Consider the following 15,818-nt stretch of genomic DNA (forward strand, 5'->3'; position numbering starts at 1 on the left):
CAACCACCGTAGTAAGCCGGAGTGGCTGTCTGGACATTAAGTTCAAACACTACGGGGAGGAACAAGATGGTAGAAAAGACTATACTGGAAGCTGTCAAGAAAGTTATTGAGGAGTCGCCAAAACGCAATTTTTCGGAAAGCGTGGATCTGGCGATTAACTTAAAGAACCTTGACATGAACCAACCGAAGAACAGAGTCGATGAAGAAGTAATTCTTCCGCACGGGCTCGGAAAAGAGCTGAAGATCGGTGTTTTTGCAAAGGGTGACGTTGGCCTGAAGGCAAAAGCTGCCGGTGCTGCGTATGTTATTTCTGATGTTGAGCTCGAAGAGCTGGTAGCTGACAAAAACAGAGCCAGAACTCTTGCAAACGAATGTGACCTTTTTATTGCAGAAACTCAGTTCATGCCGATAATCGGTAAGAACCTTGGTATTGTTCTGGGACCCAGAGGCAAGATGCCTATCCCACTCATGCCGAACAAGGATATAGGCGAACTGATCCAGAGCAAGCAAAATGCAGTCAAGCTCAGGTCAAAAGACAGACTTACCTTCCACGTGGCTGTCGGCAGAAGGACTATGAATCCTGATGACCTTGCCGAGAATATTGAGACTATTATGGCCAGGCTTGAGCGTGTCCTCGATAAGGGCAAGCACAACCTCAGAACGGTCTATGTCACGACAACCATGGGGAAATCAGAGAGGGTGGTGTAAATGGCAGAAGAAAGGCATCACACCGAGCACGTCCCGCAGTGGAAAAAGGATGAAATAGAAAACATAAAGGAACTCATCCAGTCCCACAAAGTTTTCGGGATGGTAGGGATCGAAGGCATTCTTGCAACCAAGATCCAGAAGATTCGCCGGGACCTTAAGGACGTTGCGGTGCTCAAAGTCTCCAGGAACACCCTCACAGAGCGGGCTTTAAACCAGCTCGGGGAAACCATTCCCGAGATGAATAAATACCTTGACAAACAGACTGCTCTGGTATTTACCAATGAAAGTCCCTTCAAGCTTTACAAATTGCTTGAGCAGACAAAGACACCTTCTCCAATAAAAGGAGGCGCAATAGCTCCTGTGGATATAATTGTCCAGAAGGGCCCCACCAGTTTCCCACCTGGTCCGATTCTGGGTGAATTCCAGAGCGCAGGGATTCCCGCCTCAATAGAAGCCGGGAAAGTAGCAATAAAGGAAACTAAGGTTGTCTGTAAAGCAGGCGAGGCAGTCCCGCAGAAGCTTGCCACCATGCTCGCAAAGCTGGAAATATTCCCACTCATTGTAGGGCTTGACATGAGAGCCGCCTACGATGAAGGGACAATTTACGGGCCGGAACTCCTTGCAATTGATGAAGGCAAGTACTTCTCTGACATTATCAGTGCAGTTCAGAATGCTTTCAACCTCTCAGTCAACACTGCATACCCGACAAGCGCAACAATCGGCACCCTGCTGGCAAAAGCACATGCAGAATCAAAGAACCTTGGTGTCAATGCTGTTATCCTTGAACCGGGAGTCATGGACGCCCTGCTGGCAAAAGCACATGTCCAGATGACCTCTGTTGCATCCGAAGCTGCAGATAAGGACGCAGCTGCTGTGGATGAAGATCTGAGGGAAGTTCTCGGAGCAGCCGCAAGCGCAGCCGCAGCAGCAGCTCCGGCAGCAGCAGCAGAAGAAAAGAAGGAAGAAGAACCTGAAGAGGAAGAAGAAGACCATGCCGAAGAAGACGGAATGGCCGGACTCGGCGCCCTTTTCGGATAAACAAATTTACGATTTACAATTTACGATAATAGAAAATTAGGTGATCAATGATGGAATATATATATGCAGCTCTCTTATTGCACAACGCAGGTAAAGCAATTTCCGAAGAAGCAATCACTGCCGTTCTTCAGGCAGCTGGTGTAGAAGTAAACGAAGCCAGGGCAAAAGCCCTTGTCGCAGCCCTTGACGGCGTGGACATCGAAGAAGCAATCGCAAAGGCCGCATTCGCAGCCCCCGCAGCAGCAGCAGCTCCAGCAGCAGCAGCCCCTGCAGCAGCAGAAGCTGCTGTTGAGGAACCAGAAGAAGAAGACACCTCCGAAGAAGACGGAATGGCCGGTCTCGGCGCCCTCTTCGGGTGATTTCAATACCCATAGCTCGCCTCATGGCGAGCATTCTTTTTTTTGGAGTTCAAAACTTTCAAAGTATTTTTAGTGGTTTTAAAAAATAATCGTTTTAAAAAATAATCGTTTTGAAAAATAATCGTTTTGAAAACAAGAATTAGTATTTCTAATAAATATTCCCATAGTTCGGATTTGGTTAAGGCTTAACTGTTTCCCTGTTCAGATATTCAATGTTCAGCTATTTTTAAGGTTACTTCTCCAAGCTGTTTTTCCATACTAACGTTTAAGATTATGTTTCTGGCCAATTAAGTGATTATTTTCTTACCTTCTCTTAAACATTTTAATCTCTTTAGTTCTCCTGCTATTCAGCTTCTCTTACAAAAAAGTTATAATAAAAAAGCTCATGAATAGAGGAATTAATCTTGAATGGAAAAACTGCTATTGTAAAAAACAGAAAGAGATCTCTATGTCCCGATTCGACCCCATTCTGGCTTCAAAAGCCCTCTGGCAGATAAGGATTAAAAAGCGCCCTTTTGTCATCTCTCACGGCGTAAATGCCAGCTGCAATATGAGCTGCAAGTTCTGTGAATACTGGAAAGAGCCCGGAAAAGAACCAAAAAGAGAAGAGGTCTTCAAGCTGCTCGATGATGCGAAAAAATTCGGAATAGGAGTTTATAATGCCTGGACGACTGAACCCCTTCTCAGAAAGGACCTGCCCCTGATAATGGCTCACGCAAAGGGACTCGGGATGGTCACATCCATGGTCACAAACGGAAAGCTGCTCTACGAAAGAGTAGAAGAGCTTGAAGATGTGGATTTCCTTTCGGTTTCAGTAGATGGGATAAAAAGCTATAAAGAAATCCGGAGAATGGATTTTGAAACCCTGCTGAAAGGCTTAAAAAAGGCTATCGAGGTAAGGAAACACCAGAAACAGAAAAATCCAATCCTGCTGAACTGCGTACTCACAGGAAAAAATCTGGACGACATTGAAACCCTTATTTTGCTTGCGAAAAAACTGGGTGTAAAAATATCATTTGAGCCTGTACACGAGTTTCCCGGAATCAGCGAAGAGATCTGGAGCGAAATAGGAATCCGTGACAAAGAAAAATTCCGCCGGGTTGTGGACAGAATAATCGAGCTGAAAAAAGAGGGCTTCCCCATTATTAACTCCAAAACCTACCTCAAAATGGTAAGGGATGGAAAAATGGATTACAGATGCAGGGCAAGCGGCATTATTATCAATGTCACGCATGACGGGACTGCCGAGACCTGCCGGGTACAGCATGAACCTCTCGGGAACGTTATGAAGGACGGATTTGAAAAAGTATGGGAAGATTCTACACAGCGCAGGAAAGAAATAGTGCAGAATTGCGAGGGCTGCCTCTTTTTTGGGTATACTGAAAATAGCCTGATGCAGAGCTTCAATCCTGAAGTTTTGATGCATTACGAGTGGATGTGAAATGCCCGATTTCCGTCTCGCCCGAGTCCCGCCTCGGGAGGGCGGTGTCCTTTTCGGTCGCTGCGCTCCCTCAAGAGGACGAAAAAACAGTGTGGGCATAGGGAATGAAAAACAGGGCAACCGGAATACCGTACAAAATGTTTCTTGTCCCTTTGATCATTTTTCACCTGAAATCCTGGTTTTCGGAAATAATTCCAAGGGCTCCGGCTGCAATTCTCCTGATCTCGGGGTCCATGTCATTTAATTTTGTGAGGAGGACTTCGATTGCTCTTTTATCTCCACTTTTTCCGAGGGCTTCGGCGGCACATTTTCTTACCCAAGGATTATCGTCATCCAGCATTTTGATAAGAGAGCTTACTGCCTGCGGAACTCTGAGGTTTCCAAGTGCATATACGGCAGTAATCCTGAGTTCGGGGTCGGTTTCTTCAAGTATTCCGATGAGAGGCTCAACCGCACGTTTGTCTCCGAGTTTTCCCAAGGCGTATGCAGAAGCGTTTCTTACTTCAGGGCTGAGATCAGCCAGTTTTTTGACCAGGTGGGAAACCGCCCTCTCGTCCCCCAGGTTTCCAAGAGCTTCTGCGGCATGCTTTCTGATTTCCGGGTAGGGAGAATCCAATCTGGAAAGAATGGCTTCCAGGGCTTTTTTATCCCCGATTTTCCCAAGAGCGACCATGATATGTTTTTGAAGTTCTACGGGAGTGCCTGCCATCTGAGGGTCTTCCAGCTTTTTGAGAAGGGCATCTACCGCGTTCCGGCTCCCAAGGTTTCCGAGAGCTTCGGCTGCAGCGACCCTGACCTCAAGGACTTTATCGTCCAACCTTCTGGCAAGAGGGTAAACTGCCCTTTCATCTCCGAGCCTGGCAAGCGCCCGGATGGAATGCAGCCTGAAGTCAGGATCTTTATCTTCAAACTTTTCAACAAGCACATCGACGGTTTTTTCACCCCCAACACGACCGAGAGCCTCAACTGCAGCTTCCCTGACCCGGGAGTTTTTATCTGCCAATTTTCTTAAGAGTGCATCTGCTGCCTGTTCATCCCCCAACAAGCCCAGAAGCTGAGCCGCAACCATCCGGACATCCGGTTTTTCATCTTCAAGGGCCTGGATGCAGAACTCCATATCCTCGGCACTGAGTTCCACTTGCCCTGAAGAGCCCCAGCCCTCAAGCTCCCGAAGGAGATTAGAAAGGTGAGCAAATTTTTCGGAGGAAGTTTTTAGCCCGGAAACATCACTTAACATCTCAAGGGACAGATAAACGATGGCGACAAGGGAGGCTACTAATGAAAACAGAGAAGTGAAAAGCATGAGTTTTATCTTCGCTTCCGGGGGAGAATATAAGCTGAAAATGATAAGCATCAGCCCGTTGAGATATATACTCCCGGCAGCCGCGTAGGATACGATTTTCAGAGGAGGCTTTAACCGGTTTGCAATCGAATGGATGCTGTCCTGGTTCCTCTGCAGAGACAGCGCAAAAATGGCAATAAACACGGCATATACTGCAGCTATAGACTGCATAACTGCAGAGGGCATCCAGAAGTAATTATTCATACTTCCGGCCCTGGCTCCGGGATCATTTCCGGAAAGAGCGACATAGCTCAGAACAATCAGAATAGAAAAGAAAAAGAATTCCAGTTTGTACGTTTTTACATCAGTTAATTTCATACTTAACGGGCAGTTTGTATAAAGAATATTCTATAAATATTCACCCGCCTGAAGGCGAGGCTACTTATAAAATTTTAATTGCCACGGGGTCCCCGCCTCTGAGCCCGAACTGAAGCGCAGCACTTCCCTGGTTTATCGCAATTTCCAGAAAACCGTGGCTGCCTATAAGTGCAAGTGCATCTTCCTGTCCGACAAAACCATAACTCCGGACAAAGGGGACTTTTCGGCCGTTTACTTCTACCTTCGAGCCAAAAGTGCAGAATTGCAGAATGGCATCTTCCGGGATATTCGTAATCACATTTCCGAAACTGTCAGCAAAAACAACTTTCCCCATAAGAAAAGGCCCGTCAACTCCAAAATATCCGAAATCAAGGTCCACAAAATCCGAGACTCTATGCCCGACACCCTCGATTGGCATACCTTTTGAGAGGTGGGCTCCCACAGGTGCAAAGATGTCCCTGCCGTGGAATGTCGCGGAAATCCCGGATTTGAGCAGCAGGTCCCTGTTTGTAATTTCATACACTTCCATCTCCCCCAGGCAGCGAGCTGCAGGGATCAGGAGCCCGTTGTCAGGCCCCACAAAAAACTGCTCACGGCCAGTCTCTCCGGCTTTTATGGCAAGGGCGCGGCGGAAAGTCCCGACCCCGGGGTCGACAACTGCCACATGCACGGTTTTTACCGGAAAATAAGGGACAAGGGAGTAAAGGGCAAAAGCGCCTTCCCGGATACCGGCCCTTGAGATCGAATGAGTTATGTCAACGATTTTCGCGTCGGGGTTGATACGCAGGACCACGGCTTTCATGGCTGCAGGGTAGAGGTCCCCAAAATCAGTGGTAAGGGTGATGACAGACATGAATATTATTCGGCTTTTTTGCTATTTTACACTATGGCGGATTGAAAAATAATATTAAGATGTGAGAAGATACAGTCCTACATTGGAAAATATAGAGGGAAATAGAAAAAGCGTGGAGAAAATGAAACATACAAAAATATTATTCATACTGATTCTCATAAGCCTGGCTCTTCTTGCATCCGGGTGCGAGGAAAAAAAGAACGACGAACAGATGACAGAATCTTTACAGAAACCTTTTACCGAATTCTATATCCTGGGGCCTGAAGGTACGGCTGAAAACTATCCAACAGATTACGTACTTGGAGAGAACGGGACTGTAATAGTGGGAATTGTAAACCATGAGCAGAAGCCAGTCAATTATACAATGGAAGTTAAGCTTGAAAACACGGCTCTGCCTTTACCCCCTGATCAGCAGTATATAACTCTCGGGGACAACGAGACCTGGGAAAAAGCAGTAACCATAACTCCCCCATTTGAGGGAAAGGATATGACGCTTGGATTTTCTCTCTACAATGAGGACGAGAAGAATGTACTTGAAGAGGGTATCAGCGTGCCTTATAGAGACCTTCGTCTATGGATAAACGTATCGCAGAATCTCTCGGAAAACGTTTCAACCCCGTTAACGGAGATATAAGCAGCTGGGCTGAAATTCAACATAGATTCCGCCTTTCCAGAAAAAGCTGAAATGATTAAAATCGCTAAACAGGATTTACAGAGAAATGAAGTATAATCTTTGTGTTTTCTTATTTCAAATTGTTTTCTTCAAGTTTCAATAAAAATTCCTTGACATCCAGCCCGCTTGCATAGCCCGTAAGTTTTCCGTTTGCCCCGATGACCCTGTGGCAGGGAACAATTATCGAAATCGGGTTCCGATTGTTTGAAAGCCCCACAGCCTGGGAAGCCTTCGGATTTCCAATGCTTTTTGCAATCTCCCCGTAAGTCCTGGTTTCCCCATAAGGAATTTCACATAAAGCCTTCCAGACGGATTTCTGAAACTCCGTGCCTTCGGGAGCCAGCTTTACGTCAAAGGATTTGAGTTCCCCTGCAAAATAAGCTTCAAGCTGCCCTGAAATTTCCCTGAAAAAATCCTCATTTTCCACCCAGCTATCCGGAACTTCGATTTTCTTTTTGCCTTTTCGGAGATTTACGTATTTCAGGCCTTCTTCGTCTCCTGCCAGAAGTATTGGGCCAATTGGGGATTCAATTATGTGGTAATACATTTCTATTTTCTCCTGCCGGTTACAGGTAGTTCTATCGTTTATGGTAGAAATGCCTATTCAGTGCAGGGCCTGTAAAATTCTCCAATGAATAGGCAGAAATTTCACAATTAAGACATATATTTTATAATATTTTTTCGAAAGATTTATCATAAACAAACTTTAAAATTTGAAGTACTGGCCTGAAAACAGAAAAAAGATCCAGAAAACAAAAGGAAAACGTAAATAAAAAACTGGAGGTTGGAGAAAATGAAAACAAAGACAATACTGCCCGTACTTATCGTCGTACTTATCGCAACGACACTTGCCCTATTTACCTCGGGCTGCGGGGAGAAACTCACTGTAGAAAAGGAACTTACAGAAGAGGATGGACATACAGTAGAAGAAATTGCAGCACAGATACAGCAAAAAGAGGGCAATATCAAAGATTACTCATGTACAATACACCTGAACTTATTTTTTGAGGGGGAAGCCCTGGAAAGGGAATATGAGGTCATGTGCAAGAAACCGGGCATGTACAGAATACTAACGAAAAAGCCGGGAGAAGAAACTGAAAAAGAAGAGGTCTCGGACGGAGAGTACATGTGGACCTATTACCCCTGGAAAAACACCACCATAAAAGTAAAACTGCCTGAAACTTCCGGACCCGAAGAAAAAGATTCCGAGGAAAAAGAATCTGCAGAGAAAGAGTCTGGAGAAAACAGTGGTACCGGGTTCATTGAAGGCCTCCTGAATGACAGCGGTGTATCCCTTCTCGGGACAGAAGAGATAGACGGCAGGCCCGCATACCTGCTGGGAAAGAACTCCGAAGAAAAAGGAGAGGAAAAAAGAGAGGCAGAGGACGAAAAAGGTGGAGAGAAAGAGGCAGATGTAGAAGAAGGAGGAGACCAGCCAGGATATAGGGAAAAGTTCTGGATAGATAAAGAGACAGGGACGCTTCTCCGGTATGAGACATATGACAGCAGCGAAAACCTGACAGTAAAATATGAAATACAAGATCTGAAAATCAACACGGGCATCCAGGACTCCGAATTTGAATTCGAGGTGCCGGAAGGGACAACGATAGAAACCAGAGAGTTCGGGAAATACTATCCTCCTGAAAACCTGACAGGCCCTGATGGGGACAGGCAGATTGCCTCAGGTTTCATCATAGGTCTTTGCCCCTGAAGAGAAGGGGCAACGGTGGAAAATAGGGAGGAAGAATAGGATTCAACTTTCAATGGGATGGGAAGAATTCAAAAAACCCGGGAAATAGAGTGGTGGAGAAAATGACAGACAGGAAAATACTTACAGAATTTACATTACTGGTTCTGCTGGTTCCGGTCCTTTTTGTATCGGGCTGTACCGGGGAACTCAGTGCGGAAGAGATCGCAGAACAGATGCAGGAAAAAGAAGCCAGCATCCAGGATTACTCGTATACGATGCAAATAACCTCATACATTGGAAATCAGACACGAGAAAGTGAGATCCAGACCCTGCAGAAGAAACCAGACAAGACAAAAACCGTTATAATAAAACCTGAAGAAGAAGCAGGAACAATTGTGGTTTCGGACGGGGAATTTATGTGGACCTATGACCCGAAAACAAATACGGTCATGAAAATGGAAATGCCGGATACCCCTATATTGGGGGAGTTAGATTCCGCAGGAATTATTGGCGAGTTCCTGAACAAAACGGATGTATCTCTGCTTGGTATGGAGGAAATCGACGGAAGGCCCGCATACTTGCTGGAGGCAAACCCGAAGGAGGAAGGAGAGGGACTCCTGTTTGTAGACGGGATGAAACTCTGGGTGGACAAAGAGACATGGATGCCTCTGAGGTATGAAATGTATGACAGCAGCGGAAACCTGATGATGGAACTCGAGATCCGCGACCTGGAAATCAATCAGGGGATCCCGGACTCCGAGTTTGTATTCGAGGTCCCGGAAGGGGCAACGGTAAAGACCTTGAATTTTGACTCATTAATTCTCGAGGAAATGACCCTCGAAGAAGCCAGAGAATCTGCGGGATTTGAAATCCTGGTTCCGGAATACCTCCCCGAAGGGTATGCCTTCAACTATTCTACGGTCTCCAACAACAGCTTGATAGCCCCTGAAGGGCAGGCCTCTGAGACTGTTTTTCTGAGATACGAAAACGAGGAGGAAGATAATATTTTCCTTTCGGAAACCGTACACGAAAACGAGGCCCCGGAAGCTTCAATCATGAATTCTGCAGAAGAAGTTTCTATTAACGGGATGGAAGGGAAGTACCTTGACCTGGGGGACATGAATATCCTGAGCTGGAAGATAGGGGATATTGACCTGAGCCTTACCACCTCCCTGGAAAGAGAAGAATTGCTGAAAATTGCGGAATCCGTACGGGAAAATGCTTGAAAAACGCCCTGATAAATAAAAAAATAAGGAAAAAACATGAAAATCAGGCGATGATGAAAATGACATCAAGAAAAGTACTGACGGTACTGCTCCTCATAACTATGACCCTTTTTGTGTCTGGATGTCAGGAACAGGAACTTAATGTGGAAGATATCGCAGAACAGATGCAGCAAAAAGAAGCCAGCATCCAGGATTACTCGTATACCATGTACATCACCTCCTGCGCCGGAGAAGAGACATTGGAAAACCAATGGGAAGGTCAGATAGAAATTATGTATAAAAAACCGGGGATGATGAAGACCTATTCAAAAAATATTGGAGGGGGAGACGGTGAACAGCTTACGGTTTCGGACGGAGAATTCAGCTGGGACTACATGCCGGAGACAAACACGGTTTACAAAGTAAAACTCCCGGAATACGAAGAGCAAACGAAATCTGACTACATAAGCGGCATAGAGTATTTCCTTAATCAGACTGAGGTTACGCTGTTAGGTGAAGAGGCAGTTGCCGGTAGACCTGCGTACCTGCTTGAGGCAGTTCCGAAATTGGGAGATGGAGAAGCAACTGAAGATGAAAATGAAGATGAAAATGAAGATGGAGAAGCAACTGAAGATGAAAATGAAGATGAAAATGAAGAGATCTCCCTTGGTCCGACAAAAATCTGGATAGATAAAGAAATGTGGATGCCTTTAAAGTATGAAACATATGACAGCAACGGAAACCTGGTGCAGAAAATAGAAATCCTTGACCTGGAAATCAATACGGGGATTCCGGACTCCGAATTTGAGTTCGAGATCCCTGAAGGGACAGAAATAATTACCGTGGAATCGGCCCCGATAGTGCTCACGGAGGATCCGGAAAAACCGGGAGAAGTTCCCCTGGAAGAAATCAAAGAGCATGCCGGTTTTGAACCTCTGGTCCCGGAATACCTGCCCGAAGGCTATGCCTTCAGCCATTCAATGTCAAGGAATAATGGGAAAGCAGCACCTAACGGACAGGTTTACGAAACGGTCACCCTGACATATGTTAATAGGGAAGAAGACGAAGTCATGGTACTTACGGAAAAGGTGTACGAAGGAGAGCTCAGGGAATCCACGCTCACGAAAGGGGCCGAAGATATCACCATCAACGGAAAAGAAGGGAAGTATTATGAAGAACCTGGAGACCCGGAGAGAGGGACTAAGCGGTTAAGCTGGAAAATTGGGGACGTTGAACTGAACTTCTTAGCCTACATCGAAAAAGACGAACTGCTGAAAATTGCGGAGTCAATTTCGGAAAAAGCATAAATCCGGAATTCACAAAAAATACAGGAAAAAACCCAGGGAAAAAATAGAAAAACTAAAAAACTGAAAAACAACAAAAACTAAAAATAACAAAAACAGAAAAAACAGAAAAAACAGAAAATAACAAAAACAAAAACAAAAACAAAAGAAAAGAAAAGAAAGTAAAGGCCAAAGGCCTTACTTTTTTTGCGAGACTACTTGCTTATTTTGCGAGGTTGTAGCTCTGGTTGACGATCTTCAGGGCGCAGTAGTTGCCGCACATTGTGCATGCGTCGGTGTCTTCGGGTGCCCTGCTGGTCCTGACTGCTCTTGCGTGTTCGGGGTCGATTGCAAGGGAGTACATCTTTTCCCAGTCGAGTTCTCTTCTTGCTCTGCCCATGTCAAGGTCCCACTGTCTTGCTCTTTCGGGGTACTTTATCATGTCGCCGACGTGAGCTGCAATTCTGGAGGTCTTGACTCCGGTTATGACGTCTTCGAGGTTCGGGAGGGCAAGGTGCTCTGCAGGAGTCACATAGCAGAGGAAGTCACAGCCGCATGATGCGGATACGGATGCGCCGATTGCGGTTACGATGTGGTCGTAGCCGGGGGCGATGTCAGTAACGAGAGGACCGAGCATGTAGAAGGGCTTGTGGCCGCTCATTTCCTTCATGAGCTTTACGTTGGTTTCGATCTGGTCGAGGGGGACGTGGCCAGGACCTTCGACAATGACCTGCAGGCCCTGCTTGTGTGCCCTGTCAGCCATCTCGGAGTTGATAATCAATTCCTGGATCTGGGCGCGGTCGGTTGCGTCGTGGATTGCACCTGCACGCATTCCATTTCCGGTGGAGAGGACAACTTCGTGTTCCTTGAGGATTTCAACGAGGTAGTCGAAGTTTGCGAAAAGTGGGTTTTCCTTTTCGTTGTGGAGCATCCAGGAGCTCATGAAGGCGCCGCCACGGGAGCAGAGACCGCCGTACCTGCCGTGGGCTTTAAGCCTGTCAAGGGTAATGTTGTTGATACCAGTGTGGATTGCCATGAAGTTGGTTCCGAGCTTTGCCTGGGCTTCGGTTGCGTTGAAGAGCTCGTCTTCAGTCATGTGCACGATTGAACCGTACTTCCTTGCAGCTTCAATGAAAGCCTGGTAAAGAGGCACTGAACCAACTGAAAGGGAGATGCTGTCAATGACTTTTTTCCTGATTGCGAGGAAGTCTCCACCGGTCCCGAGCTCCATGAGGGTGTCGGCGCCTGCTTTTTCTGCAGCGATTGCCTTTTGGACTTCCATCTCTGGATCAACAATGTCTGAGGATACACCAATGGAGGCATTGACCTTGGTCCTGAGCCCTTCTCCAATACCGCAAATCTTTACCTGTCTGTAGGGAGAGGTTGGAATAACGATTCTTCCGGCTGCAACGCCACGGCGGACAAATTCAGGGTCAAGTCCTTCGTCCTTTGCAACGATCTTCATCTCTTCAGTGATAATTCCTTTTTGTGCATCTTCCACAATTGTCATATTTAGTACCTCAAGCTTTCATTTATCTGTAAGATCATCATGCAAGATTCATAAGTAAGTAAAGGGATTGTGAGTTAGATCCTAAAAGGCTAGTAATTATATATAACACTATTTAAAAAACTAACTTTAACCTTAATCAACTTTACTTTACTTAGCTGTAGAGAGATGCCGAAAATAGATAGCATCGGATAAAAATAAGTATATCATAGAGAATTATTAAAAGTTGTTTTGAGTAGATAACAAGTAAAGTTGAGTTGAGGAGAGAGTAATAGTAGAAGAAACTTGAAAAATGAGATGAAAAATGAGGATGAAAAATGAGGATGAAAAATGAGGATGAAAAATGAGATGAAAAAGTAGATCCGAAGAAAAAATAAGTACAGGAAAAGACCTGTAGAATGCTTAAAAAATGTGCAGCGATCAGAAAACACAGAGATTTCTTATTATTTTCTCTGCTTATTTTTCTCCTGGATTAAGCTGACTGTTTGCCTGTGGAGAGTTACTATAAGATCACTGATCATCCCGAAAATGAACATTTGAAGACCGAATATAATAAACAGTGTTGTGAGAATCGAAAGAGGGATGCGGGTGATTCCCTGAAGCCACTGGAATACCACATAGGTTCCCGTAAACAGACCTGCCATAATAAAGAAAAAGCCTATAACCCCGAAGTAAAACATAGGGTTATGCACTTTTGCAAGCCTGTAAATGGTAGATCCGATTCTGATTCCATCTTTTACAGGGTTTAGCTTGGTTGCACCTTTTTCACTTCGGGGGAGGTAAGTAATCGGGACTTCTTCAACCCTCTGTTTTTTCAGGATGCATTCCACAGAGATTTCGGTTTCGATTTCAAAGCCGGCCTTGTTAAGTTCAAGGTCCCTCACACTCTCGAGAGTAAACGCACGGTAGCCTGAGAGAATGTCTGTTAAATGTACTCCGTAAGCAAGGTTAAAAAACATATTAATCAGGCGGTTGCCCACAAGGTTAAGCTTTGTAAAAGCCCCCGGGGAATAATTATCCAGCCGGCTACCTATAACATGGTCAACTTTTCCTTCCAGAACAGGCTCAAGGAGAGAAGGAGCTTCTCTTGCAAGATAGGTCCCATCTCCATCGACCATTACCACATAAGGGCTCTCGATAATTTCGAAAGCCTGGATCACTGCCTGTCCCTTGCCCTTTTTAGTCTGCAAGACAACTCTTGCGCCTTCTGCCTCTGCAATCTGCGCTGTCCCGTCCCTGCTGTTTCCATCGATTACCAGAATGTTGGAAAACCCTTCTTTCTTGAAATCTTTAATGAGCTCCCCTATCGTTGCAACTTCGTTAAGGGTAGGAATGAGGATGCAAACATCTGCATTATTCACGTTTCACACATATCCTTTGCCGGAGCCTCTACGCGTATCGCAGAATCCGTTTTTATATAAGTATTCTATCCATATCCTTTCCACCGGAGACAGATTTAATGGATTTAATGGATTTAATGGATTTAATGGATATAATGGATTTAATGGATATAATAGATTAAAAAATATGAGGATTCTTATAAAAGCCCCATGTTGTCGAGCTGTTGACGGACTACTTCTACACCCCTCTCACAGTCTTCAGGGGATTTCCCGCCTGTAACTACCAGTTTTCCGGAACTGAAGATAAGGACAACTACCTTAGGTACATCGATCCTGTACACAAGCCCTGGAAACTGCTCGGGTTCGTATTCGATATTCTCAAGCCCAAGCCCGATTGCAATTGCATTGAGGTTAAGAATAGTGTGCAGGTCTGCGGAGGCAACTATATTCTGGACAGTAATCTGCGGGTTTTCGATTGTCGGGATCCCTATACCATTCAGCTTTTTTGCCATATTGCCAATAACTGTGTGCACGTCATTGACATTTTTTGCTCCTGTGCAGACAACCTTTCCGGAAGTAAAGACCAGGAAAGCGGCTTTGGGGTCAGAAACCCTGTAGACGAGCCCTGGAAACTTCTGCTTGTTGTACTCGGCGCCTTCGAACTCGGATTCGATCACAATTAGATCAAACTCTTCAGCAAGTTTGGTGGATGCGACCACGTTTTCAATTTTAATGCTAGATTCGCTCATTAGTCAACCCTCAGTATATAAAGCAAAAGTAATATCCTCTAACCAGTATATAAAGCTATAGTTAAATGCCTCGCATACTATATAAATACTATATATATAGAATATAAATAGAACAGAAAAGCTTAAATTATGGGCGCCAGTGAATTAAAAAAAATTAAAGGAGAAAGTGGCACCCGCATTGGCTTTGAGGTGCCTCATTCTTCAAAGTTTTTCAAGCCTTCAAGGAGGGAATCATATTTTTTGCAGACCCTCTCGAGAAGGTCGCCCTCTACAGTGCGGTGAGTAGGTATCAGAATATTTGCCCCTTTACCTATGCTCACTCCCTCGCGTGAAGTCCCGTAATCCGGAGCAACAAGGATACCGTCTGTAGAAATCCTTATGTTGAGGTCGTTTACGATCCTTGAGACCATCTCAGTTGCAGGCTTTACCTTCCTCTCAATTAGGAAAGCCGAAGATACGTATTTTTCCCGCGTCTCCCTGATCTTCCGAAGAGTGTTTTCCACTATTTCGGGGTCTACCTCATCAGAAAGTTCTTCAGAGATTAAAGAGACTGCCTCGATAAGGTCTTCAAAGGTTGTTGAACGCACCTCAAGGATTTCCCCATCGCAATGCTGCTTCACGGTATCCAGGTAGCCGGCAGAGACCACAAGCACATCAGCCTCAAGCAGGCGGGAAATTTCCTCCTTTGAAGGGCGGTAAGCATTGGCAACAAAATAGTCTTTAATCCCGCACATGCCCATAAGGGACTCATACATTGGAGTCACAGCAATGATCTTTTTCCCAACCCAGAGGTTTATCTCACTCTGCCCTCCCTGCAACCTCAATAGTTCAATGATTTTTTCCTTTATGTCTTTAGGGTCATTTCTTTTGAGCCCGAAATAATCTGCAAACAGCGGGGTTGTAGAGAGCTGCCTGCTTCTCCCGCTGGGCACAGACTCAACAAATCCTCTCTCAATCAGGTCTTTTATATGATCATAGGCTCCACTGCCCCTCATTTCGATAAGGTCAGACTGGAGCAGAGGCTGATGATAAGCAATCATAGAGAGGGTCCGGAGTTTGGGGGCTGATAGTTCTTTTGGGGCAACGTCCCGCATAAGTTCGGAGTATTCTGGCTTAACCTGCATAACGTAGCGGTCTCCAAGGTCCAGAATTTCGAGGCCTGATCCCCGGGAAGAGTAAGCCTCCATCAGCTCCTGCACTGCCGAAAAGACATTCTTTTTTGGTTTTCCGGTAATTTTCATAAGTTTTTCAAGGCTTACTGCCCTGCCCGCAGCAAAAAGAGCCGCTTCGATAATTTCAAGCTCACTCATAA

The 15,818-nt window shown here is 45.4% G+C and carries 15 protein-coding genes; 8 read left to right on the plus strand and 7 right to left on the minus strand.

Annotated features, from left to right (window positions below):
- The first annotated feature begins 66 nt into the window (after window positions 1-66).
- The 4 genes from EO93_RS01550 to EO93_RS01565 all read left to right on the plus strand — a co-directional run bounded on the left by EO93_RS01550 (window position 67) and on the right by EO93_RS01565 (window position 3,546).
- Entirely contained in the window at window positions 67-708 is a 642-nt protein-coding gene (locus EO93_RS01550; RefSeq protein WP_048131550.1) for a 50S ribosomal protein L1, read from the plus strand.
- Window positions 709-1,746, plus strand: a complete 1,038-nt coding sequence (locus EO93_RS01555) for a 50S ribosomal protein L10 (RefSeq protein WP_048131552.1) — start codon at window positions 709-711, stop codon at window positions 1,744-1,746. It begins immediately after the preceding gene.
- A gap of 50 nt (window positions 1,747-1,796) precedes the next feature.
- Window positions 1,797-2,105 (plus strand): 50S ribosomal protein P1, encoded by a 309-nt coding sequence (rpl12p, locus tag EO93_RS01560; RefSeq protein WP_048131553.1) that lies wholly within the window; start codon window positions 1,797-1,799, stop codon window positions 2,103-2,105.
- A 448-nt stretch (window positions 2,106-2,553) separates the two neighbouring features.
- Complete coding sequence (locus tag EO93_RS01565; protein ID WP_200898069.1) at window positions 2,554-3,546, plus strand: radical SAM protein; 993 nt, start codon at window positions 2,554-2,556, stop codon at window positions 3,544-3,546.
- Between the two features lie 163 nt (window positions 3,547-3,709).
- On the opposite strand, the gene EO93_RS01570 is transcribed toward EO93_RS01565, so the two are convergent.
- Together EO93_RS01570 and EO93_RS01575 are read right to left on the minus strand one after the other, a co-directional pair.
- A complete protein-coding gene (locus EO93_RS01570) occupies window positions 3,710-5,206 on the minus strand; it encodes a HEAT repeat domain-containing protein (protein ID WP_048160805.1) in 1,497 nt (498 codons plus the stop codon).
- A gap of 64 nt (window positions 5,207-5,270) precedes the next feature.
- Window positions 5,271-6,059, minus strand: a complete 789-nt coding sequence (locus EO93_RS01575; RefSeq protein ID WP_048160807.1) for an S-adenosyl-l-methionine hydroxide adenosyltransferase family protein — start codon at window positions 6,057-6,059, stop codon at window positions 5,271-5,273.
- A 121-nt stretch (window positions 6,060-6,180) separates the two neighbouring features.
- Here EO93_RS01575 and EO93_RS01580 point away from each other — a divergent pair, with 121 nt between their 5' ends.
- Complete coding sequence (locus EO93_RS01580) at window positions 6,181-6,693, plus strand: DUF1616 domain-containing protein (RefSeq protein WP_048160886.1); 513 nt, start codon at window positions 6,181-6,183, stop codon at window positions 6,691-6,693.
- A gap of 109 nt (window positions 6,694-6,802) precedes the next feature.
- On the opposite strand, the gene EO93_RS01585 is transcribed toward EO93_RS01580, so the two are convergent.
- Window positions 6,803-7,279 carry a methylated-DNA--[protein]-cysteine S-methyltransferase gene (locus tag EO93_RS01585; protein WP_048131556.1) on the minus strand — a complete coding sequence of 159 codons (477 nt, stop codon included), beginning with the start codon at window positions 7,277-7,279 and terminating at the stop codon, window positions 6,803-6,805.
- 246 nt (window positions 7,280-7,525) lie between these two features.
- On the opposite strand from EO93_RS01585, the gene EO93_RS01590 reads away from it, so the two are divergent.
- The 3 genes from EO93_RS01590 (at window position 7,526) to EO93_RS01600 (ending at window position 10,934) form a co-directional block, all read left to right on the plus strand.
- A complete protein-coding gene (locus EO93_RS01590) occupies window positions 7,526-8,443 on the plus strand; it encodes an outer membrane lipoprotein carrier protein LolA (RefSeq protein WP_048160810.1) in 918 nt (305 codons plus the stop codon).
- Window positions 8,444-8,544: 101 nt separating this feature from the next.
- The gene (locus tag EO93_RS01595; protein ID WP_048160888.1) at window positions 8,545-9,648 is read left to right on the plus strand and encodes an outer membrane lipoprotein-sorting protein; all 1,104 of its coding nucleotides are present in this window, start codon (window positions 8,545-8,547) and stop codon (window positions 9,646-9,648) included.
- Between the two features lie 59 nt (window positions 9,649-9,707).
- Complete coding sequence (locus EO93_RS01600; protein WP_082107529.1) at window positions 9,708-10,934, plus strand: DUF4367 domain-containing protein; 1,227 nt, start codon at window positions 9,708-9,710, stop codon at window positions 10,932-10,934.
- A gap of 199 nt (window positions 10,935-11,133) precedes the next feature.
- Here EO93_RS01600 and thiC read toward each other — a convergent pair whose 3' ends face one another.
- From thiC to scpB, 4 genes are all read right to left on the minus strand, one after another.
- Complete coding sequence (gene thiC, locus EO93_RS01605; protein ID WP_048131560.1) at window positions 11,134-12,420, minus strand: phosphomethylpyrimidine synthase ThiC; 1,287 nt, start codon at window positions 12,418-12,420, stop codon at window positions 11,134-11,136.
- A gap of 440 nt (window positions 12,421-12,860) precedes the next feature.
- Complete coding sequence (gene aglJ, locus EO93_RS01610; protein ID WP_048160812.1) at window positions 12,861-13,778, minus strand: S-layer glycoprotein N-glycosyltransferase AglJ; 918 nt, start codon at window positions 13,776-13,778, stop codon at window positions 12,861-12,863.
- 176 nt (window positions 13,779-13,954) lie between these two features.
- Window positions 13,955-14,506 carry a TATA-box-binding protein gene (locus EO93_RS01615; protein WP_048131567.1) on the minus strand — a complete coding sequence of 184 codons (552 nt, stop codon included), beginning with the start codon at window positions 14,504-14,506 and terminating at the stop codon, window positions 13,955-13,957.
- A 194-nt stretch (window positions 14,507-14,700) separates the two neighbouring features.
- Window positions 14,701-15,816: an SMC-Scp complex subunit ScpB gene (gene scpB / locus EO93_RS01620; protein WP_048160814.1), complete on the minus strand. Its 1,116-nt coding sequence runs from the start codon at window positions 15,814-15,816 to the stop codon at window positions 14,701-14,703.
- Window positions 15,817-15,818: the final 2 nt, after the last annotated feature.

Source organism: Methanosarcina sp. 1.H.A.2.2 (genome assembly GCF_000979975.1).
Lineage (GTDB): Archaea > Halobacteriota > Methanosarcinia > Methanosarcinales > Methanosarcinaceae > Methanosarcina.

What these genes read in the sequence shown, in the direction of transcription:
- EO93_RS01550 (WP_048131550.1), top strand. Translation starts at nt 67, where the DNA reads ATGGTAGAAAAGACTATACTGGAAGCTGTCAAGAAAGTTATTGAGGAG.
- EO93_RS01555 (WP_048131552.1), top strand. Translation starts at nt 709, where the DNA reads ATGGCAGAAGAAAGGCATCACACCGAGCACGTCCCGCAGTGGAAAAAG.
- rpl12p (WP_048131553.1), top strand. Translation starts at nt 1,797, where the DNA reads ATGGAATATATATATGCAGCTCTCTTATTGCACAACGCAGGTAAAGCA.
- EO93_RS01565 (WP_200898069.1), top strand. Translation starts at nt 2,554, where the DNA reads ATGTCCCGATTCGACCCCATTCTGGCTTCAAAAGCCCTCTGGCAGATA.
- EO93_RS01570 (WP_048160805.1), bottom strand. Translation starts at nt 5,206, where the DNA reads ATGAAATTAACTGATGTAAAAACGTACAAACTGGAATTCTTTTTCTTT.
- EO93_RS01575 (WP_048160807.1), bottom strand. Translation starts at nt 6,059, where the DNA reads ATGTCTGTCATCACCCTTACCACTGATTTTGGGGACCTCTACCCTGCA.
- EO93_RS01580 (WP_048160886.1), top strand. Translation starts at nt 6,181, where the DNA reads ATGAAACATACAAAAATATTATTCATACTGATTCTCATAAGCCTGGCT.
- EO93_RS01585 (WP_048131556.1), bottom strand. Translation starts at nt 7,279, where the DNA reads ATGTATTACCACATAATTGAATCCCCAATTGGCCCAATACTTCTGGCA.
- EO93_RS01590 (WP_048160810.1), top strand. Translation starts at nt 7,526, where the DNA reads ATGAAAACAAAGACAATACTGCCCGTACTTATCGTCGTACTTATCGCA.
- EO93_RS01595 (WP_048160888.1), top strand. Translation starts at nt 8,545, where the DNA reads ATGACAGACAGGAAAATACTTACAGAATTTACATTACTGGTTCTGCTG.
- EO93_RS01600 (WP_082107529.1), top strand. Translation starts at nt 9,708, where the DNA reads ATGACATCAAGAAAAGTACTGACGGTACTGCTCCTCATAACTATGACC.
- thiC (WP_048131560.1), bottom strand. Translation starts at nt 12,420, where the DNA reads ATGACAATTGTGGAAGATGCACAAAAAGGAATTATCACTGAAGAGATG.
- EO93_RS01615 (WP_048131567.1), bottom strand. Translation starts at nt 14,506, where the DNA reads ATGAGCGAATCTAGCATTAAAATTGAAAACGTGGTCGCATCCACCAAA.
- scpB (WP_048160814.1), bottom strand. Translation starts at nt 15,816, where the DNA reads ATGAGTGAGCTTGAAATTATCGAAGCGGCTCTTTTTGCTGCGGGCAGG.